This is a genomic window from Clostridium sp. CTA-6, from assembly GCF_054768115.1.
On sequence record NZ_BAAAAU010000014.1, the window covers coordinates 54286 to 75797 of the forward strand.

Annotated in this window: 19 protein-coding genes and 1 tRNA gene; 12 read left to right on the forward strand and 8 right to left on the reverse strand. The window is 28.0% G+C overall.

What is annotated here, in order from left to right; genetic code table 11:
* Positions 1 to 67: 67 nt before the first annotated feature.
* Both ACYUDJ_RS19385 and ACYUDJ_RS19390 read right to left on the reverse strand, forming a co-directional pair.
* Positions 68 to 964, reverse strand: coding sequence for a radical SAM protein (locus ACYUDJ_RS19385; protein ID WP_003488189.1), 897 nt, complete (start codon positions 962 to 964; stop codon positions 68 to 70).
* A gap of 32 nt (positions 965 to 996) precedes the next feature.
* Positions 997 to 2043, reverse strand: coding sequence for a YkvI family membrane protein (locus ACYUDJ_RS19390; protein WP_003488191.1), 1047 nt, complete (start codon positions 2041 to 2043; stop codon positions 997 to 999).
* A 139-nt stretch (positions 2044 to 2182) separates the two neighbouring features.
* Here ACYUDJ_RS19390 and ACYUDJ_RS19395 point away from each other — a divergent pair, with 139 nt between their 5' ends.
* The 3 genes from ACYUDJ_RS19395 to ACYUDJ_RS19405 all read left to right on the forward strand — a co-directional run bounded on the left by ACYUDJ_RS19395 (position 2183) and on the right by ACYUDJ_RS19405 (position 5072).
* Entirely contained in the window at positions 2183 to 3310 is a 1128-nt protein-coding gene (locus ACYUDJ_RS19395; RefSeq protein WP_003488193.1) for a hypothetical protein, read from the forward strand.
* A 66-nt stretch (positions 3311 to 3376) separates the two neighbouring features.
* Positions 3377 to 4309: a tRNA modification radical SAM protein MnmL/YtqA gene (mnmL, locus tag ACYUDJ_RS19400; RefSeq protein ID WP_003488195.1), complete on the forward strand. Its 933-nt coding sequence runs from the start codon at positions 3377 to 3379 to the stop codon at positions 4307 to 4309.
* Positions 4310 to 4352: 43 nt separating this feature from the next.
* Positions 4353 to 5072: a 2-phosphosulfolactate phosphatase family protein gene (locus tag ACYUDJ_RS19405; protein ID WP_003488197.1), complete on the forward strand. Its 720-nt coding sequence runs from the start codon at positions 4353 to 4355 to the stop codon at positions 5070 to 5072.
* A 178-nt stretch (positions 5073 to 5250) separates the two neighbouring features.
* On the opposite strand, the gene ACYUDJ_RS19410 is transcribed toward ACYUDJ_RS19405, so the two are convergent.
* The 6 genes from ACYUDJ_RS19410 to murC all read right to left on the reverse strand — a co-directional run bounded on the left by ACYUDJ_RS19410 (position 5251) and on the right by murC (position 9877).
* Complete coding sequence (locus ACYUDJ_RS19410) at positions 5251 to 5667, reverse strand: hypothetical protein (RefSeq protein WP_043032618.1); 417 nt, start codon at positions 5665 to 5667, stop codon at positions 5251 to 5253.
* 144 nt (positions 5668 to 5811) lie between these two features.
* Positions 5812 to 6456, reverse strand: a complete 645-nt coding sequence (locus ACYUDJ_RS19415; RefSeq protein ID WP_080333670.1) for an HAD family hydrolase — start codon at positions 6454 to 6456, stop codon at positions 5812 to 5814.
* Positions 6457 to 6533: 77 nt separating this feature from the next.
* Positions 6534 to 7883: a [Fe-Fe] hydrogenase large subunit C-terminal domain-containing protein gene (locus ACYUDJ_RS19420; protein WP_043032617.1), complete on the reverse strand. Its 1350-nt coding sequence runs from the start codon at positions 7881 to 7883 to the stop codon at positions 6534 to 6536.
* A gap of 92 nt (positions 7884 to 7975) precedes the next feature.
* Positions 7976 to 8051: transfer RNA gene (locus tag ACYUDJ_RS19425), tRNA-Pro, on the reverse strand.
* A gap of 76 nt (positions 8052 to 8127) precedes the next feature.
* Complete coding sequence (locus ACYUDJ_RS19430; protein ID WP_003488205.1) at positions 8128 to 8436, reverse strand: hypothetical protein; 309 nt, start codon at positions 8434 to 8436, stop codon at positions 8128 to 8130.
* A gap of 64 nt (positions 8437 to 8500) precedes the next feature.
* Entirely contained in the window at positions 8501 to 9877 is a 1377-nt protein-coding gene (murC, locus tag ACYUDJ_RS19435; protein ID WP_003488207.1) for a UDP-N-acetylmuramate--L-alanine ligase, read from the reverse strand.
* A gap of 199 nt (positions 9878 to 10076) precedes the next feature.
* On the opposite strand from murC, the gene purR reads away from it, so the two are divergent.
* From purR to mfd, 9 genes are all read left to right on the forward strand, one after another.
* Positions 10077 to 10892 (forward strand): pur operon repressor, encoded by an 816-nt coding sequence (gene purR, locus ACYUDJ_RS19440; RefSeq protein WP_003488209.1) that lies wholly within the window; start codon positions 10077 to 10079, stop codon positions 10890 to 10892.
* 102 nt (positions 10893 to 10994) lie between these two features.
* Complete coding sequence (gene spoVG, locus ACYUDJ_RS19445) at positions 10995 to 11282, forward strand: septation regulator SpoVG (RefSeq protein WP_003359319.1); 288 nt, start codon at positions 10995 to 10997, stop codon at positions 11280 to 11282.
* 162 nt (positions 11283 to 11444) lie between these two features.
* Positions 11445 to 12818 carry a bifunctional UDP-N-acetylglucosamine diphosphorylase/glucosamine-1-phosphate N-acetyltransferase GlmU gene (gene glmU / locus ACYUDJ_RS19450; RefSeq protein ID WP_003488211.1) on the forward strand — a complete coding sequence of 458 codons (1374 nt, stop codon included), beginning with the start codon at positions 11445 to 11447 and terminating at the stop codon, positions 12816 to 12818.
* A gap of 20 nt (positions 12819 to 12838) precedes the next feature.
* Positions 12839 to 13798 carry a ribose-phosphate diphosphokinase gene (locus ACYUDJ_RS19455; protein ID WP_003488213.1) on the forward strand — a complete coding sequence of 320 codons (960 nt, stop codon included), beginning with the start codon at positions 12839 to 12841 and terminating at the stop codon, positions 13796 to 13798.
* A gap of 178 nt (positions 13799 to 13976) precedes the next feature.
* On the forward strand, positions 13977 to 14663 hold the full coding sequence (locus tag ACYUDJ_RS19460; RefSeq protein WP_003488214.1) for a response regulator transcription factor: 687 nt from the start codon (positions 13977 to 13979) through the stop codon (positions 14661 to 14663).
* Positions 14664 to 16073 carry a sensor histidine kinase gene (locus ACYUDJ_RS19465; RefSeq protein WP_460289933.1) on the forward strand — a complete coding sequence of 470 codons (1410 nt, stop codon included), beginning with the start codon at positions 14664 to 14666 and terminating at the stop codon, positions 16071 to 16073.
* Between the two features lie 34 nt (positions 16074 to 16107).
* Positions 16108 to 17280, forward strand: a complete 1173-nt coding sequence (locus ACYUDJ_RS19470) for a S1C family serine protease (RefSeq protein WP_003488218.1) — start codon at positions 16108 to 16110, stop codon at positions 17278 to 17280.
* A gap of 105 nt (positions 17281 to 17385) precedes the next feature.
* Positions 17386 to 17955 carry an aminoacyl-tRNA hydrolase gene (pth, locus tag ACYUDJ_RS19475; protein WP_003488220.1) on the forward strand — a complete coding sequence of 190 codons (570 nt, stop codon included), beginning with the start codon at positions 17386 to 17388 and terminating at the stop codon, positions 17953 to 17955.
* A gap of 27 nt (positions 17956 to 17982) precedes the next feature.
* Complete coding sequence (mfd, locus tag ACYUDJ_RS19480; RefSeq protein WP_042386055.1) at positions 17983 to 21489, forward strand: transcription-repair coupling factor; 3507 nt, start codon at positions 17983 to 17985, stop codon at positions 21487 to 21489.
* Positions 21490 to 21512 lie beyond the last annotated feature (23 nt).

The window sequence follows — 21512 nt, forward strand, 5'->3', positions numbered from 1 at the left end:
AGCTTTCATTTATTTTATTATTCATTTTTAAATTAATATAAAAATATTCTATTTTAAGATATTCTTTTTATATTCCTGTTAAATCGAAATTAGGTATAAATTCTTTAGATGAAGATGAAGTTTCTTGTATAAAGGCATTTTTTATTCCTAGGTCTAAACAATAATCTATTATAGCATCATAATGTTTAGGATTAAGATTTTTATTTAGTTCATTAAAGTTACAGATATTTTTCATAGGAGTGTATTGATTCATTATACTTATATAAACTTTATGATTAAATTCTTTAAATATAAAATCTATTATTTTTTTTGTATCAAATAATAGGCCAGGCAACATAAGATGCCTTATTATAATGCCTTTTTTAATAATTCTATCATTACTAAATACTGGTTCTCCAACTTGATTAAACATTTCTTTTATAGCTTTACATGCAGTATTAAAGTAATTATTACAATTGGAATATTTCTTCCCATATTTATCATCGAAATATTTTAGATCTGGCAAAAACACATCAATATAGCCCTTTAAGGATTTTATAGTTTCAATATTTTCATATCCATTAGAGTTATATAATATAGGTATAGTTAATCCATTAGATTTTGAAATTTTTATAGCCTCTATAATTTGAGGAACATAGTGAGTAGGAGTAACTAAATTTATATTATGAGCTTTTTTACTTTGCAGTTTTAAAAAAATATTAGATAAGTGTTCTATGGAAATTTCTTTCCCTTTACCTAAATGACTAATTTCATAATTTTGGCAAAAAACACATTTCAAATTACAGTTTGAAAAGAATACGGTCCCTGAGCCGTTAACTCCAGATATACAAGGCTCTTCCCAATGATGAAGAGAAGCTCTTGCAACTTTTATTTTAGAATTGGCATTGCAAAAACCCAAAGTTCCCTGTATTCTATTTGCACCACAATTTCTAGGACATACTGTACAATTTTCCAATGTATTCATGTTTACACATCCTGTTCTTCTTTAGAATTATGTTATTTTTCTTTAATATAAAATATAATACATTGGATCATAAAAATAAAGCTTACAACAGCAAAACTAGGATATAATACACTTATTAGGTTAACGAAACCTAGTTGAGATATAGGTATAGCTAAAAGAATAACTATGAAAATTGCTTTATTATAAGATATTCCTAAAGATTCTTCCATGGTTTTTCCTACGCTAAAAATATTAGAAACCTCAGTTGAAAACATTTCAAGCCAAATTATACATAGAAGCATTATTTGAATTATAGTACCAAATCTATTAGCTATATATAAAAGTGGTATTTCATATTTAAAAATGTAAGGAATATTAAGCAAAAGCAATAAATTTATTATAAAAGATAAAATTGTAAGCCCTAAAGATCCAACAACTAAACCAGATTTTAATATGTTTTTATCTTTTATTTCAGTACTAAGAGGTACCAAAACACCACTACAACATAATATATTAAATCCACTATATATAAGTGTAGATACTAACCAATGTTTTCTATAATGAGGAACTGATTTTATTTGAGCTATGCTAACATTTTTTGAAAAGGCTAAATATAATATAAACACAGTTATAATAACTATCATTAAAGAAGGAACAATAAAAGAATTTATTTCAATAAGACCTTTTGTATCCCTTAGTAATATAACAAGAGAAGATATAACCATTATACAAATACCAACCCATTTGGAAATACCAAAGTATTGATTTAATAAAGAACCACTTCCAGCTAAAATTATTGCAGAGCTACTTATAAGAAACAATCCAGTTAATAAATCAATAGCTTTACCTAAAAATCCAGGACTAACTAAAGAAATTAAGCTATTATAAGAAGTTAAATTATGTTTAATGCTAATGTCAATAATTATAGATCCCATAATGACATAGATAAAAAAACATATAGTTAGGCCTATAAAACTTTTGTATCCGTATGTAGTAAAAAATTGTGTCATTTCTTGGCCAGAGGCAAGACCGGCTCCAACAATAGTTCCAATGAAAACTGCACCCATTTGAAAAATTAAAGAAAATTTATTTTTAACCATACATCCTCCTATTTTAATTAATATAATCTCCTTATATAAATATATATAAAAAAATAAAAATAATGATTTTTAATTAAATTTTCTTTTTAAGGAGAAAATAAAAGTAAATGGCGAATTAAATAAGGGAGGGAAGGAAATATTGTATTATAAAAATTTTACAAAAAAAATAATAATATTTTTAATTTTTACTACTACTATTTCATTATTTGGATGTAAAAAAAATAAAGAGGATACTAAGGTAACTAATGATTTTGACATAAAAATAGCAACAAATTTATTGAATTCTTATATGGAATGTTTAATTGAAGAAAATATGGAAGGAGCTCAAAAGCTATACTCTAAGAAATTAAAAAAAGATAAAACAAAAAAAGAAAATAGTGATATAAAAATAAAGGGTTATACTACAGAGGAGATAAACGAGGTTGGTAAGTCAGCGCTATTTGTAACAAAAGTAGCTAGTGTAAGCGTTAAGGAACCATATACTTCTATAGAAGAATACAAAATAAAGGTAATAAAAGAAGAAAACGAATATAAAATAGATGAAGTAAACATAAGTATGGACAAAGAAGCATTTACAAAAAAAAATAGAATAAGATATAGAAATAAAAACAATGTTAAAACGGAACTAATAATAAAACCAACAACTATACCTGATTATGCATATTCTAAGGATGATAAGGCAAATGTGGAAAAGTTAGCTGTACCTAAAAAAAATATAGGACCTATGAGTCTTTCTTATAGTGAAAATTTTATAGCAATATCAACTTATGATAAAGACTCTTATATTGGAATAATAACAATAGATGAATCAAAGGCTGTTCAAGGGGGCCAAGATCAAGGGGATCAAGGAGGCCAAGGAGGTCAAGGAGGAGCTGGAGGTGGTGAAACAGGGCAACAAGGAACAGACATCATGGAGGAAATTGGAGAAAAACCTATAGGAAAAGAAATATCTTCTTTAGATTTATTAAAGGGAAGTAAAATAGATTTCATGGTGTTTTCTCCTGATGAAAAATTTATAGCAGTTCAATATGAAACTAGTGATAAAACAAAAAATACAAGAATATATCAAGCTGATAGTGCAAACATAATACCTTTTAAGATGGAAGATAAATTTCCTTTAAATAAAGTAAATGTAACGTTATCTTCTTTTGCGCCAGATTCTATAATATTTAATGTATCTAGTAAAGAAAAAAATGATAAAAATTCAACAGAATTTATAGGTAAGTGGCAACTAGATTTAAAAGAATTTAAAGTTAAAAAAATGTAGTTATTTTGAAAAAAAAGTATCTGTGTCATATAATATTCACAGATACTTTTTTTGGAGGAATTTATTATGGAAACAAAATGGTACGATAAGTCATATCATAGTTTAAATTATTTTTTAAGAAATAAATTTGGCTGTAAAGTTTTTAAAATATCATTAGATGCTGGATTTTCCTGTCCTAACAGAGATGGGAAAGTAAGTAAAGGGGGGTGTATATATTGTAGTGAAAGAGGATCAGGAGACTTTGCAGGTGATAGGAATTTTAAGATATATAAACAATTTGAAGATATAAAAAAAATAATGAAAGAAAAATGGAGTAGCGGTAAATATATTGCTTACTTTCAAGCTTATACTAATACATATGCTCCTGTAGACATATTAAGAGAAAAGTATGAGGAAGCTATGAATGAGAAAGGTGTAGTTGCTTTAGCTATAGCAACAAGGCCAGATTGTCTAGACGAAGAAGTTTTAAACTTAATAGAAGAATTAAGTAAAAAAATATATATATGGGTAGAATTAGGACTTCAAACTGTAAATGACGAAACGGCTAAAATTATAAATAGAGGATATAAATTAAATGTTTTTGAAAAGGCAGTAAAAAATTTAAAGGAAAGAAATATAGATATAGTTGTACATACCATATTTGGATTACCAGGAGAAACAAAAGAGGATATGATAAGAACAGTTAAGTATATATCTAAATTAGATATTCAAGGAGTTAAATTTCATTTATTGCATCTTTTAAAGGATACTCCTTTAGTAAAATTATATGAAAGTGGTAATTTGAAATTCTTGGATATGGAGGAGTATGTAGAATTAATATGCAAAGCTATAACTTTATTACCACCTAATATGGTTGTCCATAGGCTTACAGGGGATGCACCTAGAAACCTTTTAATAGGACCTATGTGGAGCCTTAAGAAGTGGGAAGTTTTAAATGCTATAGATAAAAAAATGAAAGAAGATAATTTATATCAAGGTTTAAATTTTAATAATGAATAAGATTTACATATATATGTAAAATATTAAAAGATGGGGGATTTTTATGAATATTGATATAGTAATTTCAGCTGATCATATAGATGAGAAGAGATTGATTAATAAGACTATAGTAGTTATAGATATATTAAGAGCTACATCTGTGATTACTACGGCAATAAATAATGGATGTAAAAAAGTAATACCTGTTTTAACTATAGAAGAAGCTAAAGATATAGCCCAAAATAGTAAAGATAACATTATTTTAGGGGGAGAAAGGAATGCTTTAAAGATAGATGGATTTAATTTTTCTAATTCTCCTTTAGAATACACAAAAAAATATGTAGAGGGAAAAACTGTTGTACTGAGTACTACTAATGGAACTAGGGCCATTAATAATAGTTTTAATGCAAAAACTATATTGATCTCTGCATTAATAAATTCTAAAGCTACAGCTAAAGGAATAGATAAGTTAAACGAGGATTTAGTTATAATTAATTCTGGCACTAATGGACAATTTTCCATAGATGATTTCATATGTAGTGGTTATTTAATAGATTGTTTATATAATATAAGAAAAGATTTAGAGTTATCAGATATAGCTAAGACAGCTTATTATATTTATACTAATAATAAAGACATAGAAAGTTTTGTACAAAAAGCAACTCATTATAATAGATTAAAATCTTTAAATTTAGAAAAGGATCTAGAATATTGCTTTCAAAAGGATATAATAGATGTTGTTCCAGAATATAAAGATGGATATATTATAAAGTCAAATATATAAGAATTAAGTTAAAATTAATTAAATCTCCTAGATTTCATAAAAATATGATGAAATCTAGGAGAAATTTTATAAACAGAGTTCTTGGCTTCACAGGGAATTTTTACTCCCTCTAAAGCTTAGAAATCGTTATCCAGGGACGTAACCGCTCTTTACTACCACTTTGAAGAAGATGGGAGTATTAGAGCGGGTAGTCATCGGATAAATTTAGATTTATAGAATCTTTTTTTACCCAGCCTCTTGTATTTACCATACCTTTAGAAAAGCAAGATACTTCATACCAAGTATTACCATAGTTTTCTGCAGAGCAATGTATCTCTACAATATCCTCCTTATATAGCTTGTAAATATAAGGAGAACTGTTGTCAGGATATAAGTAAATATAAGAATTTTTAATTATGGTTCCATTTCCTATACTAGAATTTATAAATTTTATATCAATATTTTTAAAGTCATTTTTATCTTTGCTTTTAAGCTTATCTATTTGCTTTTTAAATAAAACTATTTGTTTTTGCTGAAGATTAATTTTATTAGAAAAAGTATAGATAAAGTATGAACAGACACCTAACATTAGTATGAATAATAAAAAAACTATCAAAATTATCCTCCTATTAATTTTTATACTATAGTATATTCAATATAGCATAAAGATTGTTAAAGGATTTTTATTAAGAGGCAGTTATAAAATTTTAATAATATGTAAATATATTAATTATGAGCAATAGTTATTAATGTTATAAATTTATATTATTAATTCTTTATAGTCATAAATATAATAATCTGCTATTTCCTTTATTTTATTTTCCTGATCTTTAGATGAATCATCATAAATTCCAATGGTTTTCATTTTAGCCGCTTTAGCACTTTTTATGGCAGGAAGTATATCTTCAAAAACAGCACATTTTTCAGGAGATAAGTTTAGTTTTTTTGCACATAGAATATATATGTCAGGAAAGGTCTTATTTCTATTAACTTCACTAATAGTTGTTATGGAATCAAATAAATCCAATATTCTATTTTTTTCTAGTACTAATTTAGTTAGTTCAGGAGTATTACTTGTAGCAACAGCTAACTTTATTCCTTTATTTTTTAATTTTATAAGAAAATCTTTTACATTATTTTTTAATTTTATGTTATGAGAATATTCCTCAACTACCATGTTATGCCACTCTTTTAAAATTTCCTCTGGAGATTCTTTTAGTTTAAAGTTTTTTTTGAAAAAATTAGCCCCTTCTTCAAAGGTAAGAGTTTCTATTTTATTTTTTAAATCTGAAGGAACCTTTAAGTTTCTTTTACTTAAAAAGTCGTAGTCTATTTTTTCCCATATTGTCATAGAATCTATTAATGTTCCATCTAAATCAAAAATTGCGCCCTGTATACTTTTCAAAGAAATCACCCCATCATAATATTGCTAATAAAATTATAACAGGGTGTTTATAAAAAACAAAATTTATATATTTTATTTTAAAATTTTCTTTCAAATATTTTTATTTTTTCAGGAGTTTTAAAGTCTTCTGCAGAATCTATATTTAGTTTTTTTAATATATTGTCCATGCAAGGACTATCTATGGAAACCTTTATGGGAGAGTTATTTGCAAATTGGTCCACCCTTTCTTTCCCTAATTCTTTAGGAATTATTGATTTTGGGCCACCAACACATCCACCGATGCATCCCATTCCTTCAATAAAATTTGCCTCTAGCTTACCCTCTTGTGCTTTAGAAAGCAATTTTTTACATTCTACAACACCATTACCCTGTATAGCTTTTAAAAACTTTTCTTTTTCAGGAAAGAGTCTTTTTACTACATCTTCAACAGCTATAGAAACACCACCAGTTCTTGCGTATAATCTTCCACCTCGTGAAGCATATTCAGATGAGAAATCTTCTGGCATTTTTGATATATCTATGTTTAAAGAATCAAATATATCCTTAAGTTCTGCAAAGGTAAGAACAAAGTCTATATCACCTTGTAAATCTTTTTCTTTAGCTTCAGCTTTTTTAGCTATACAAGGACCTATAAACACAACTTTACAATTGGGATTAAGAGTTTTTAATACTCTACCGGATGCAATCATTGGAGAGACAGAGGGAGAAACATACTTGACGAGATCTTCATAAACCCTTCTTACCATAGCTACCCACATAGGACAACAACAAGAGGTTATCATTAGATCATCTTTATTTTTAACAAGATGATCAAACTCTATGGCTTCTTTTAAAGTTAGCATATCTGCAAAAAATGCCACTTCTATCATATCAGAAAAGCCTATTTTTTTTAAGGCGCTTCTTAATTGATGTATTGAGACATTCTCACCAAACTGACCAGTTATAGCAGGGGCTACAGTGGCTATTACAGGAACATTACTTTTTAAAATATCAACTAAAGGTATAAATTCTATTCGATCCAGTATACTACCAGTAGGACAAGCCTCTACACAGAAACCACAATCTGTGCATTTTTCAGTATCTATGTAGGTGGAGTTAGTTTCTTTATTTATCAATATAGCATCAAAGGGACAAGAATTTTGACAAAAGGTTTTTCCCCTTTCTTTTTTACAATCTATAGAACAATCTTTAATTTTATTTACTATTTTATGCTGAGAAGAATAAGATTTTATTGCATTAGTTAGGTTTTCTATAAAATTGTTAGAATCACAAATTACTTCTACACCACATAAAGAAGAAATTATTCTACATAAATTTTCCTTATTGTAATTATATTTTGAAAGGATATTTTCTACATCCGATTCTAATGTCCCATTAACATAGGAATTTACTATAGTTTTAAATAATTCACTATGTTCTTTTTTCATATAATCACGCTCCTAAAATATACTTTTATTTCTTTAGGATATCCTTATTTATAAAAAAATATAAAAAAAAGAACTACTTTTAAAGTAGTTCTTGGTCGGGGTGACAGGGCTCGAACCTGCGACCTCATGGTCCCAAACCACGCGCGCTCCCATCTGCGCCACACCCCGAAAAATTTTCCAACAAACAAATTATATAATATAAACCGAAATAAATCAAGGGAGGGCACGTAAAATATTTTATATATTAATATATATTTTCCTCTACACCTTTAGTTGGTACAGTTGAAATTAAAAATCCTATTAAAATTGAAACTAAAGCAGGGGCTATTATATTTAGGTATATTACAAAACGTGTTTTATAAACTATTAACGCAGTTATTCCAGTTATTGCTATAGTAAAAATAAAAGTGTATATTATAAATTTAGCAAAAGAACTGAAAATTTTTTCATATATTTTATGACGAGTGGGACCACTTATAATACTTCTAAATAAGAAGTAAGAGACTAAGATTAATATTAAATTTACTATAGAAGATATTAAAAAATTTTTCATAAAAACACCTCCCGATGGATTTTAAAAATAGTATTTCCCAAAGGAAGATGTTTTAAGCATAGTTTTATAAATTAATATACATTTCTCCTACTTTATATATATCTCCAGCTCCAACAGTTAATATTAAGTCACCAGTTTTAGCATTTTCTATAAGATAATTTTTTATATCATCAAATTTATGAAAGTTAGTACATTTTAATCCGCGCTCTCTTAGTTTATCTCCCAACATATCTGAATTTATAATACCAGTGTCCTTTTCTCTAGCAGCATATATATCAGCTAAAATAATTTCATCTGCATTGTCAAAGCATTTAGTAAAGTCATCAAATAAGGTTAATGTTCTTGAATAAGTATGTGGCTGAAAAACACAGAACATTTTATTGTGAGGATATTTTTTAGCTGCATCTAATGTAGCAGATATTTCTGTAGGATGATGAGCATAATCATCTATTACAGTAATATTATTTTTACAGCCTTTTAGTTCAAATCTTCTATGAGTCCCAAAAAAACTTTCAATACCTTCAATTATATCCTCATTTTTCATATTTGAAGCTAATCCAATACATATACTAGCTAGAGAATTTAGTATATTATGTTTTCCAGGAACATTTAGCTTTACTGAAAATAATTTTTGTTTATTTTTAACTACATCAAAACTTCCACAAGCTTTTTCATCATATTCTATATTATGAGCTTGTATATCTCCTGAGTTTATACCATAGGTTATAACGTTACAGTTAGCTTCTTTTATAATGCTTTGTATATTTTTATCTTCTCCATAAGCTATAAGATAACCATCCTTAGGAATTAATTTAATAAATTTTGAAAAAGCATTTTTTATGTCATCTAAATCTTTATAGTAATCTAAATGATCTGCATCTATGTTTAAAATGACCCCAATATATGGGAAGAATTTAAGGAATGAGGATTTGTACTCACAAGCTTCTGTTATAAAGAAGTCACTTTTACCTACTCTTACATTACCATTTATTATATCTAAATTACCACCTACTAAAATAGTTGGGTCAACATTAGCTTTTAATGCTACATGAGATAACATAGAAGTTGTAGTTGTTTTACCATGAGTTCCAGATATGGCAACATTATATTTGTAGCCTTTCATTAAGTCACCTAAAAAGTCTGCTCTATCCATTAATTTAATATTTTTTTCTTTGGCTTCTATTATTTCAGGGTTATCAGAAGCAATAGCAGCAGTATATACTATTAAATCAGCATTCTTTATATTTTCTTTTTTATGACCAATATATATATTTGCACCTTTTTCTTTTAATTTTTCAGTTATAGGTGATGAATTCATATCTGAACCAGATATAGTAAAATTATGATAAAGTAGTATTTCTGCTAACCCACTCATACTTATTCCACCTATACCTATAAAATGTATATGTTTATTTTTATCTTTTATAAAATCAAATGACACCCAGATCAACTCCTCAAATATTAGTTATATTAGATAATTATATACAAAAACAAAACAAAAAAACACATTAAAGTAGAATGTTTTATTTTAAATTTTAATTTAAGTTGTTGATATTGTTACATATTTATCTTAAAATGAGAATAATAAGAATAATAAATTAAAAATAATTCGTGAAATAACATTTTAGATAGGTGATAATATGGATAAATTTACAAGAAATCAACGAATAGCTATTATTATGAAAATATTAACGGAGAATCCAAATAAAATTATAAATTTAAATAATTTTACGGAACTCTTTAATGCTGCAAAATCTACCATAAGTGAAGATTTATTTGTAGTAAAGGATATATTAAACAAAATGAATATGGGAAAAGTAGAAACCATATCAGGGGCAGCTGGAGGAGTAAAATTTATAAATGGCATATCAGAAGATAAAAGTAAAGACTTTGCTGAGAAACTATGTATAAATTTGAGCAAAAAGGACAGAATAATACCAGGAAACTTTTTATATGTTACAGATATAATGTGCAATCCTCAAATAATAAAACAAGCAGCTAATATACTTTCTTCTTTTTTTTCAGGAAAACATATAGACTATGTTGTTACCGTTGAAACAAAGGGGATACCATTAGCTTATGAAGTAGCTAATTTATTAGGCGTTCAACTTGTGGTTGTTCGTCGTGAAAATAAACTTACAGAAGGTTCAACATTAAGTATAAATTATGTATCAGGATCTAGTGGAAGGGTACAAAATATGTATGTATCAAAAGATGCAATAAAAAGGAATAGTAAATGCATTTTTATTGATGATTTTATGAAAGCTGGAGGAACAGCACTTGGAATAATTAATTTACTTAAAGAGTTTGAAAGTGAATTATTAGGAATTGGCGTATTGATAGATAATACAGATATAACTAAAAAATTAGTAAATGATTATTTTTCTATAATAGATTTTAATGGGTTTGATGATAATGGGAATATAGTAGTTAAGCCATCTAAATTATTCAGATAATGTAATTTTCAAAAAATTTAATATTTTTTTGAAAATACAGAAGGAAAAACATAAAATTTAGAGAATATGTATGTATATACATAGCATCTTGGAGGTGGAATTATGCAAATTACAGATGTACGTGTTAGAAAAATTGCAGCAGAAGGAAAAATGAAAGCTATAGTTTCAGTAACCTTTGATAATGAGTTTGTAGTTCATGATATAAAGGTTATAGAGGGTCAAAATGGACTTTTTATTGCTATGCCTAGTAGAAAAACACCAGATGGTGAATATAAGGATATAGCACACCCAATTAATACTGAAACTAGAGAGAAAATTCAAAAGTCTATAATCGAAGAATACGAGAGAGCAAAAATGGAAGAAGAATCTTCTGAAAAAGTTCAAGAATAAAATATCCAAAAAAGGAGCTTATAAGCTCCTTTTTTATTTTTGAATTATTCTAAAAATATGGTAATAGGTTGAAAATAATTTTTATATAAAATATAATATTATAAGATGTTTTATTAAATAAAATAAAAATATATCATAATTAAACCATAAAGAGGTGCTATAATGTATAATTGTGCTATAATATTGGCTGCAGGCAAAGGAAAAAGAATGAAATCTTCTATGCCCAAAGTCGTACACAAGGTTTGTGGAAAAGAAATGGTAAATCACGTCATTGATAACGTTAGAAAAGCTAATATAAAAGATGTAAATTTGGTAATAGGAAAAGGATCAGAAACAGTTAAAGAACATACAAAGGATAGAAATGTTACTTATTCTATGCAAGAAGAACAACTAGGAACTGGTCATGCTGTTATTTGTGCAGAAGAATTTTTAACAGATAAAAAAGGTACAGTGGCTATATTTACAGGAGATGCCCCTTTAATTACTAATGAGACTATACAGGAGTTGTTTAAATTTCATAATAATGGGGAATTTGCAGCTACTTTAATTTCTTCTACTGTACAAGATCCAACAGGATATGGACGAATTATAAGAGAAGCATCTGGAGAAGTAAAGAAGATAGTTGAACACAAAGATTGTAATGAAGAGGAACTTAATGTAAATGAAATTAATAGTGGAATGTATTGTTTTGATATAGAAGTCTTATTAACTAGTTTAAAAAGTCTTAACAATGATAATTCTCAAGGAGAATATTATTTAACAGATGTTATAGAAATAATAAAAAAATCTGAAGAGAAAGTTGGCGCTATAGTTGTACCTTATGAAGAAATCATGGGTGTAAATTCAAGAGTACAACTTTCAGAAGCAGAAACAGTTATGAGAAAAAGAATAAATTATAAACATATGGTAAATGGAGTAACATTTATAGACTGTGGAAGTACATATATAGATGTTGATGTAGAAATAGGACATGATACTATAATATATCCAGGATGTGTTATTCAGGGAAACACAACAATAAAAGAAGAATGCACGTTATATTCTAATTCAAGAATATGTAATAGTGTAATAGAATCAGGAGTTACAGTTGAAAACTCTGTTATATTAGAAAGTCATGTAGGAGAAGGTACTACTGTAGGACCGTTTGCTTATATAAGGCCAGAAACTAAAATAGGTAAATCTGCAAGAATAGGGGATTTTGTAGAAATAAAAAAATCAACTATTGGAGACAACACAAAGGTATCACACCTTACTTATATAGGAGATGCAGAAGTAGGAAGTAAGTGCAATTTTGGATGTGGAACTGTAGTAGTAAATTATGATGGACAAAAGAAACAAAAAACTATTATTGGCAACAATTCTTTTATAGGATGTAACACAAATTTGATTTCTCCAGTTAAAGTTAATGACAATACATATATTGCAGCAGGATCTACAATTACTAGGGAAGTACCAGAAGGAGCTTTAGCAATTGCTAGATCAAAGCAGATCAATAAAGAAGGCTGGTTAGATAAAAAAGGATTATTAAAGAAATAAAATTTAAGGAGGACTATATAATGATAACCCATGGAAAAGGTATTAAAATTTTTTCAGGTAATTCTCACCCAAAATTAGCTCAAGATATCGCTAATATTTTAGGAACTACTGTAGGTGAGTCACAAGTAGGAACATTTAGTGATGGGGAAATATCTGTTAATATTAATGAAACAGTTAGAGGAACAGATCTATTTATTGTACAATCAACTAATGAACCAGTTAATGATAACTTAATGGAACTTTTAATAATGATTGATGCATTTAAGAGGGCTTCAGCAGGAAGAATAACAGCAGTTGTTCCTTACTATGGATATGCAAGACAAGACAGAAAAGCTAAGGCTAGAGATCCAATAACAGCTAAATTAGTTGCAGATCTTTTAACAGCAGCAGGAGCAGATAGAGTACTAACAATGGATTTACATGCTTCTCAAATTCAAGGATATTTTAACATTCCATTAGATCATTTACTAGGCTCACCAATACTTGCAAAGTATTTTGTACAAAAAGGATTTGAAGATAGGGATGATATAGTTGTAGTATCTCCAGATTTAGGAAGTGTAACTAGAGCTAGAAAATTTGCTGATAAGCTACATTGTCCAATAGCTATTATAGATAAGAGAAGACCTAAAGCAAATGTATCAGAAGTAATGAATATAATAGGAGATATAAAAGATAAGACTGTTATATTAGTTGATGATATGATAGATACAGCGGGAACTATAACTAATGGAGCTAATGCTTTAATAGAAATGGGAGCTAAAGAAGTTTATGCTTGTTGCACTCATGCTGTTTTATCTGGACCAGCTATAGAAAGAATAGAAAATTCAGTAATAAAAGAATTAGTTATGTTAAACACTATAGATTTACCAGAAGAAAAAACTTTAGATAAATTTAAAGTTTTATCAGTTGCGCCTGTATTTGCAGAAGCAATTAAGAGAATATATGAAGATACATCTGTAAGTAAAATATTTGAAGATTAATCAATACATATAAATAAAGTACCCATAGAATTTATTTTCTATGGGTACTTTATTTATATAGTTAACTATTTGTAAATTTTGAAGAATTATTTATTTTTATTTTAAATAATATGATAAATTAAATATGTATTATATAGAGATAATATATAATATATAAAGTTAAAAGGAGGATATACCAATGGAAGGGAAAATAGGAAAAGTTCTTGTTGTAGATGATGATGAAAATATAGCCGAAGTAATAAAGATGTATTTGGAGAATTCAGGATATGATACAAGAGTTTGTTATGATGGGAAAGAAGCTCAAGAAGGATTTTTAGAGTATAAACCAGATTTAGTTTTATTAGATATAATGCTTCCACATATAGATGGAGTTGATGTACTTAAATGGATAAGAAAAGACAGTACAATACCTATAATAATGTTAACAGCAAAGGGAGACACTTTTGACAAGGTATTAGCTTTAGAACTAGGGGCAGATGATTATATAGTAAAACCTTTTGAGCCTAAAGAATTATTAGCAAGAGTTAAAGCTGTACTGAGAAGATATAATGTGGATAATGAAAATAAGGAAGCATTAAATTTTGAACAGTTAACAGTAGATGTTAATTCTTATACAGTGGTTTATAAAAATAAGGAAATAAAAATGCCACCAAAAGAATTTGAACTTTTATATTATTTAGCAAAAAATAAAAACAGGGTATTTACTAGGGAGCAATTATTGTGTGAAGTATGGGGATATGATTATCCAGGAGATTCAAGAACAGTAGATGTTCACATAAAAAGGCTAAGAGAAAAACTAGAGGGAGGACCTAATTGGGAAATAGAAACTGTTTGGGGTGTAGGTTACAAATTTGAGGTGAAATAAATGAAAAAAGGCTTATTTGCTAAACTTGTAGCTACATTTACCATAATAATATCTGTAAGTTTTATAATTATAGCAGCGTTTTTATCCTATTGGTTTGAGAGTTACTATTTTGATCAAAGGAAGAATCAGCTTATTACAGAATCTCAGTTTATAGGAAATGCAGCAGTTAGGTATGTAGAAGGAAGTATACCATCTGAAAAAATTAATGAAGTAATAAATTATATTAGTAATTATTTATCTGTAAACATATGGATTACTGATAAGTATGGATATGTTTATGCTGTATCTAACCCCAAGCATAAAAATTTAGTAGGCGTACAGGTTTTAACTGATGAATTAGAAGAGTTAAGGAGAGGAAATAATTTAGAAAATAAAGGCCAGTATAAATCAGCTTTTTCAACCCCTGTACACACTTTTGAAGTGCCTATCTTTTATAAAGGAGTATTTAGTGGAGCTATAATAATGCATACATCTATAGATGAAATAAAAGATCCATTAAAAAAAGTTTATAATATAATCTGGATATCAGCTATTTTTGCCATAATAATATCCTGCATAGTAATATATTATTTTTCTCAAAGGATAATTATAAGACCACTTGCACAGATTAATTATGTAGCTGATAAAATATCTAAAGGAGAAGTAGGAAAAAGGGTATATATAGAGTCAGATGATGAAATAGGGGATCTAGCCTCTTCCTTTAACTCTATGGCAGAGGCTATAGAACAGGTGGAAATCAATAGAAGATTGTTTATTTCAAATGTTTCTCATGAAATAAGATCACCCATTACATCAATAAAAGGATTTATTGGTGGAATATTAGACGGAATAGTTCCAGCGGAAAAGCAAGATTATTATCTGAAATTAACCTATGAAGAAACTCAAAGGCTTACAAGACTTATAAATGATTTATTAGATCTATCTGCCATTGAAGAAGGGCATTTAAAATTAAATTTAGAAGAAATAGACTTAAATGAGATTATAAGAACTAGTGTAATAAAATTTGAGACAAAAATAAGAGATAAAAAATTAAAAGTCAATGTAAGTTTAGAAGATGACAAAGTATATGTTATTGCTGATAAAGACAGGTTAACACAGGTTGTAATAAATGTATTAGATAATGCAATCAAATATGCTAATGAGGGTGGAAATGTAAAATTAAATACAAAAATCAAGGGAAGCAAAGTTATAGTTTCTATATTTAATGATGGCCCGGTTATATCTGATGAAGATATAAAACATATATGGGACAGATTTTATAAAGCAGATAAAGCTCGATCATCTAAAGTTAGTACTGGACTAGGGTTATCTATTGTAAGAAGTATTTTAACACAACACGGGGAAGATATTTGGGTTAATAATAGTCCAGAAGGAGGGGTAACTTTTAATTTTACCATAAAGAGAGCATAATTGTTAAATTTAAACTAAAGAGCGGAGGTTAAATATGGATAGAGATAATTTAAATAATGTTGGAGAGAATGGTTTAAATGCTGAACCATATGGTGAAATAAATTTTAAAAAAAGTAGAAAAAGAAGAAGGATGAAAAACATACTATTTATTATGCTTATAATTATAGTATCAGCTTTATGTGGTGGAGTAACAGCTTCCTATATTATAGATAAAAAATTAGAAAAGAATCCATACAATCCCACTAATCAGTCCTTATTCGAACAAAAAAGTGAAAAAAATGAAAAAGAAAATAAAAATGAACAATTGCCTAAGAATTCTATAACCAAAGTTGCTGAAAGTGTAGGTCCAGCAGTAGTAGGTATTAGTAATAAAACAGAGGGATATTTTGGTCAAGAAGATCAGGGGTCAGGTTCAGGGATAATATTTGATCCTAATGGATACATTGTAACCAATAATCATGTAATAGATGGAGCACAAAAGATAACAATAAAATTATCTACAGGAAAAGTTTTAAATGCTTCTTTAGTAGGAACAGATCGTAGATCTGATTTAGCTGTTATAAAAGTTGATGCTAAAAATTTACCAGTAGCCAAATTTGGTGATTCATCAAAAGTTAAAGTAGGAGATGTGGCTATAGCAATTGGGAATCCGCTAGGAGAAGAATTTGCAGGAACAGTTACAGCAGGTATAGTTAGCGCTACAAATAGAAAAATTCAATATGCAGGAGCTGTGTATAAATTGATACAAACCGATGCAGCTATAAATCCAGGGAATAGTGGTGGTGCTTTGTGTAATGATGCAGGGGAGATTATAGGAATTAATAGTTTAAAAGAAAAAGCAGAGGGAATAGGATTTGCTATTTCTATAAATGAAGCTAAAGATATAATAAAATCTCTAATGGATTATGGTAAAGTATCAAGGCCTTATTTAGGCGTAGCTGGTAAAACCATATCTTCAGAACAAACTGGAGTATCTGGGGCATATGTGGCAGAGGTAGTTCAAGGTTCTGGAGCAGCTGCAGCAGGGATTAAGCCTACAGACATAATAGTAGAGTTAGATGGTAAAAAAGTTACTAAATTTGAAGATTTAGCAGACATACTAGATACTCATAAAGTTGGAGATACGGTAAAGGCTAAAATATTAAGAAATAGTAAATATAAAGAAATTAATATAATATTATCTGAAATGAAAGAAAGTAATAGGTAAAATGTAATATACAATAAATAATAAAGAGACCTGATAAGTCTCTTTATTATTTATTGTAGTATAATATTCTTTGGTGATATTAATATTATAATTAGGAGTGAAGGTATGTATTTAGTAGTTGGATTAGGAAATATAGGAGAAGAATATAAAAAGACTAGGCATAATATAGGTTTTGATGCAATTGACATTATAGCTGAGGAGTATAATATTGAAATAAATAGGCAAAAATTTAAAGGGAGTTATGGGGAAGGAAGAATAGGCAATGAAAAGGTAATATTATTAAAACCTAGTACATATATGAATTTAAGTGGAGAAAGCGTTATAGAAGCAGCTAATTTTTATAAAATAAATAAAGAAAATATAATAGTAATATATGATGATATGAGTATAGATATAGGAAAATTAAGAATTAGAGGCAAGGGAAGTGCAGGTGGACATAATGGTATAAAAAATATTATACAACATTTAAATTCAGATATTTTTCCAAGGGTTAGAGTAGGCATTGGACAGCCTGATGGAAATGTAGTAAACTATGTTTTGGGAAAATTTTCAAAAGAACAAAGAGAAATTATAGAAAAAACACTAGCTATGTCAGTCAAAGCATGTATAAGTATAGTAGAAGATGGAGTGACAGAGGCTATGAATAAGTACAATGGAGTAAAAATAGAAGTATAAAACAATAATTATAGGGTGGTTGTTAATATGAGGCTAGAAGGTTTAGTATCACCTTTGAGTTCAAATGAAGATTTTAAAAATTTATTAAACAATATAAATTTAAATAAATTTCCTATAGGCACATATGGATTAGCGGATTCTGGCAAAAATTATTTTATTAGTAGTATATTTGCTAATGTAGATAAATCTTTAGTAATTTTTACTCATAGTGATGTGGAAGCTAGGAGAATATATGAAGATTTAAGTTTATATACAACGGAGGTATATTATTTACCTACTAAAGAAGTTGTATTTTATAATATTTATGCCATATCAGGAGATTTAAGATGGGAAAGACTTAAAGTTATAAATGAGGTTCTAAGTACTAAAAAGAAAATAATAGTTACGTGTATAGAATCTTTAGGTGCTACATATATACCTAAAGAGTTATATATAAAGTATACATTCAAAATGTCTGTTGGAGATATTATAGAAACCAAGTCATTGGAAGAAAAATTAGTAAAAAGCGGATATGAAAGAGTAGATATAGTAGAGAATAAAGGAGAGTTCTCTGTAAGAGGAGGGATAATAGATATATATCCTCCTATTTCATCAGAACCCTATAGATTGGAATTTTTTGGTGATGAGGTAGATTCTATAAGAAACTTTAATGTAAACTCTCAAAGAAGTATTGAAAAAGTTAATAGTATAAGTATATTCCCAGCTAAAGAAATTATACTTGAAGAAGAAAATATAAACTTAGGACTAAAAAATATAAAAGCTGATTTAGATAAATTGGTTGGTAATTTAAGTAAAAAGGAGGACAAAGAGAAGATACAAAGTATAATAAACAGTAATTTAGAGCAGTTAAATGAAAGCTGGTCTTTTGAAAATATAGATACTTTTCTTCCTTATTTCTACACAAAAACTAACAGCTTATTAGATTATATAGAAGATTCTTTTATTGTTATAGATGATGTTAAACGATGCTTAGGTAAGTTAGATAGTACTTATTTAGAGTTTAATGAAGATTATGATAAATTTTTAGAAAAAGGATATATATTACCTAAACAGGCTGAAATTGTTTATGATAAGGAAAGAATAATCGAACAGTTAGAATACAAAAAAATAATTACTATAGAAAACATAAAAAAAACTATAGATAAATTAAAGCCTAAGTCTGTTGTAACATTTAATCAAACAACTCTACAAGGTTATAATGGTAAAATTGAATTTTTGATAGAGGATATAAAAGAAAAGAAAAAAGAGAAATATAAAATACTAATTTTATCGGGAACTAGGAGTAGAGGAGAAAGATTAGTAAATCATCTTAGAGACATGGGAGTAGAGAGTTCATATAAGGATATAGTAAGAGAAATTAAACCCGGAGAAGTGGTTATAACTTTTGGAAATCAAACAAACGGATTTCAGTATTATGATATAAAATTAAGTGTTATATCTGACAAGGATATATTCGGACAATTTAAAAAGAAGGGGAAAAAGAAACAGAATAAAAAAGGAACAGGGAAAATTAAAAGTTTTACTGAGCTTAAACCGGGAGATTTTGTAGTTCATGCTAACCATGGTATTGGGGTATTTAAAGGTATAAAGCAATTAGAATTACAAGGGAACAAAAAGGATTATTTAGAGTTAATATATCATTCAGATGATAAGCTTTATGTACCAGTAGAACAGTTGGATATGGTGCAAAGATATATAGGCAGTGAGGGTAAAAAACCTAAAGTAAATAAGCTAGGAAGTTCAGAATGGACTAAAACTAAAAATAAGGTTAAAAAGTCCATAGAAGAAATTGCAGAGGATTTAGTAAAATTATATGCTATAAGAGCTACCCTAAAAGGTTATAAATATTCTGATGATACAGTATGGCAAAAGCAATTTGAAGAAGAATTTCCTTATGAAGAAACACCGGATCAAGTGTTGGCTATAGAGGATATAAAAAGGGATATGGAATCACCAAAACCTATGGATAGACTCTTATGCGGAGACGTAGGTTATGGTAAAACTGAAGTTGCTATAAGGGCGGCCTTTAAGGCAGTTATGGATGGGAAACAGGTAGCATTTTTAGTTCCTACTACCATATTAGCTCAACAACATTATAATAATTTCAAACAAAGATTTTCGGATTTCCCTGTAACAGTTGATGTTATAAGTAGATTTAGAACTTTATCCGAGCAAAAGGCTACTATAAAGTCCATTAAAGAAGGAAATGTAGATATATTAATAGGAACTCATAGAATTCTTCAAAAGGATATAAAATTTAAGGATTTAGGATTATTAATAATAGATGAGGAACAAAGATTTGGAGTAAAGCATAAAGAAAAAATGAAGAATTTAAAGAAAAATGTGGATGTCTTGACTCTAAGTGCTACCCCTATACCTAGGACTTTACATATGTCATTAGTAGGTGTTAGAGATATAAGTGTTATAGAAACTCCTCCAGAGGAAAGATATCCTGTTCAAACTTATGTAGTAGAGTATAATGATCAATTGATAAGAGATTCCATATTAAGGGAAATTAGTAGAGGTGGACAAATTTATTTTGTATATAATAGAGTTGAGAGTATCCATGAGATGGCGTCATATATATCAAAACTAGTACCAGAAGGAAGAGTTCAGATAGCCCATGGACAAATGAAAGAAAAAGAGTTAGAGAACGTAGTATTAGACTTCACAGAAAATAAATTTGATATATTAGTAGCTACAACAATAATAGAAACAGGCATGGATATAAAAAATGTTAACACTATGATTATATATGATGCAGATAAAATGGGACTATCTCAGCTATATCAATTAAGAGGAAGAGTAGGTAGAACAAATAGAATGGCATATTGCTACTTAACTTATAAAAGAGATAAGATACTTACAGAAGTAGCAGAAAAACGATTAAAAGCCATAAAGGATTTCACAGAATTAGGTTCAGGCTTTAAGATAGCCTTAAAGGATTTAGAAATAAGAGGAGCAGGTAATATGATGGGCTCTGCTCAACATGGACATATGGCTTCTATAGGCTATGATCTTTATTGCAGAATGCTTGAGGATACTATAAAGTTAGTTAGAGGTGATATAGATAAAGAGCCAGTAGAAACTTCAGTAGAGTTAAAAATAGATGCTTATATCCCAAATACTTATATAAAAGATGAAACACAAAAGATAGAAGTGTATAAAAAGATTGCATCTATAGATTCTAAAGAAGAGTTTATGGATATAGAAGAGGAATTAGAGGATAGATTTTCAGATATTCCAATATCTGTTTATAATTTAATGAATATATCTTATATAAGAAGCTTAGGTAAAAAACTTGATGTAGAAGAAATAAAAGAAATTTCAAATGAAGTTGTTTTTCAATTTGAAGACAAGAGTAGCTTAAAAGAAAAAATTGTGAAGATTATAATGGATAAGTATTCAAAGCAAGTAGCATTTAAATTAAGTGAAAAGCCTGCTATAGGTTATAGTATAAAGAATATAAAGAAAGAACAGGTCCTTTCAGTTATAAAAGATTTTTTAGAATATATAGTGGAGAACAATGAATAAATGAAGATTTTGTAGTATTGTTA

Excerpts from the sequence above, each read along its gene's own strand:
- ACYUDJ_RS19385 (WP_003488189.1), bottom strand. The coding sequence starts at position 964 with ATGAATACATTGGAAAATTGTACAGTATGTCCTAGAAATTGTGGTGCA.
- ACYUDJ_RS19390 (WP_003488191.1), bottom strand. The coding sequence starts at position 2,043 with ATGGTTAAAAATAAATTTTCTTTAATTTTTCAAATGGGTGCAGTTTTC.
- mnmL (WP_003488195.1), top strand. The coding sequence starts at position 3,377 with ATGGAAACAAAATGGTACGATAAGTCATATCATAGTTTAAATTATTTT.
- ACYUDJ_RS19405 (WP_003488197.1), top strand. The coding sequence starts at position 4,353 with ATGAATATTGATATAGTAATTTCAGCTGATCATATAGATGAGAAGAGA.
- ACYUDJ_RS19420 (WP_043032617.1), bottom strand. The coding sequence starts at position 7,883 with ATGAAAAAAGAACATAGTGAATTATTTAAAACTATAGTAAATTCCTAT.
- ACYUDJ_RS19430 (WP_003488205.1), bottom strand. The coding sequence starts at position 8,436 with ATGAAAAATTTTTTAATATCTTCTATAGTAAATTTAATATTAATCTTA.
- purR (WP_003488209.1), top strand. The coding sequence starts at position 10,077 with ATGGATAAATTTACAAGAAATCAACGAATAGCTATTATTATGAAAATA.
- spoVG (WP_003359319.1), top strand. The coding sequence starts at position 10,995 with ATGCAAATTACAGATGTACGTGTTAGAAAAATTGCAGCAGAAGGAAAA.
- glmU (WP_003488211.1), top strand. The coding sequence starts at position 11,445 with ATGTATAATTGTGCTATAATATTGGCTGCAGGCAAAGGAAAAAGAATG.
- ACYUDJ_RS19455 (WP_003488213.1), top strand. The coding sequence starts at position 12,839 with ATGATAACCCATGGAAAAGGTATTAAAATTTTTTCAGGTAATTCTCAC.
- ACYUDJ_RS19460 (WP_003488214.1), top strand. The coding sequence starts at position 13,977 with ATGGAAGGGAAAATAGGAAAAGTTCTTGTTGTAGATGATGATGAAAAT.
- ACYUDJ_RS19465 (WP_460289933.1), top strand. The coding sequence starts at position 14,664 with ATGAAAAAAGGCTTATTTGCTAAACTTGTAGCTACATTTACCATAATA.
- ACYUDJ_RS19470 (WP_003488218.1), top strand. The coding sequence starts at position 16,108 with ATGGATAGAGATAATTTAAATAATGTTGGAGAGAATGGTTTAAATGCT.
- pth (WP_003488220.1), top strand. The coding sequence starts at position 17,386 with ATGTATTTAGTAGTTGGATTAGGAAATATAGGAGAAGAATATAAAAAG.
- mfd (WP_042386055.1), top strand. The coding sequence starts at position 17,983 with ATGAGGCTAGAAGGTTTAGTATCACCTTTGAGTTCAAATGAAGATTTT.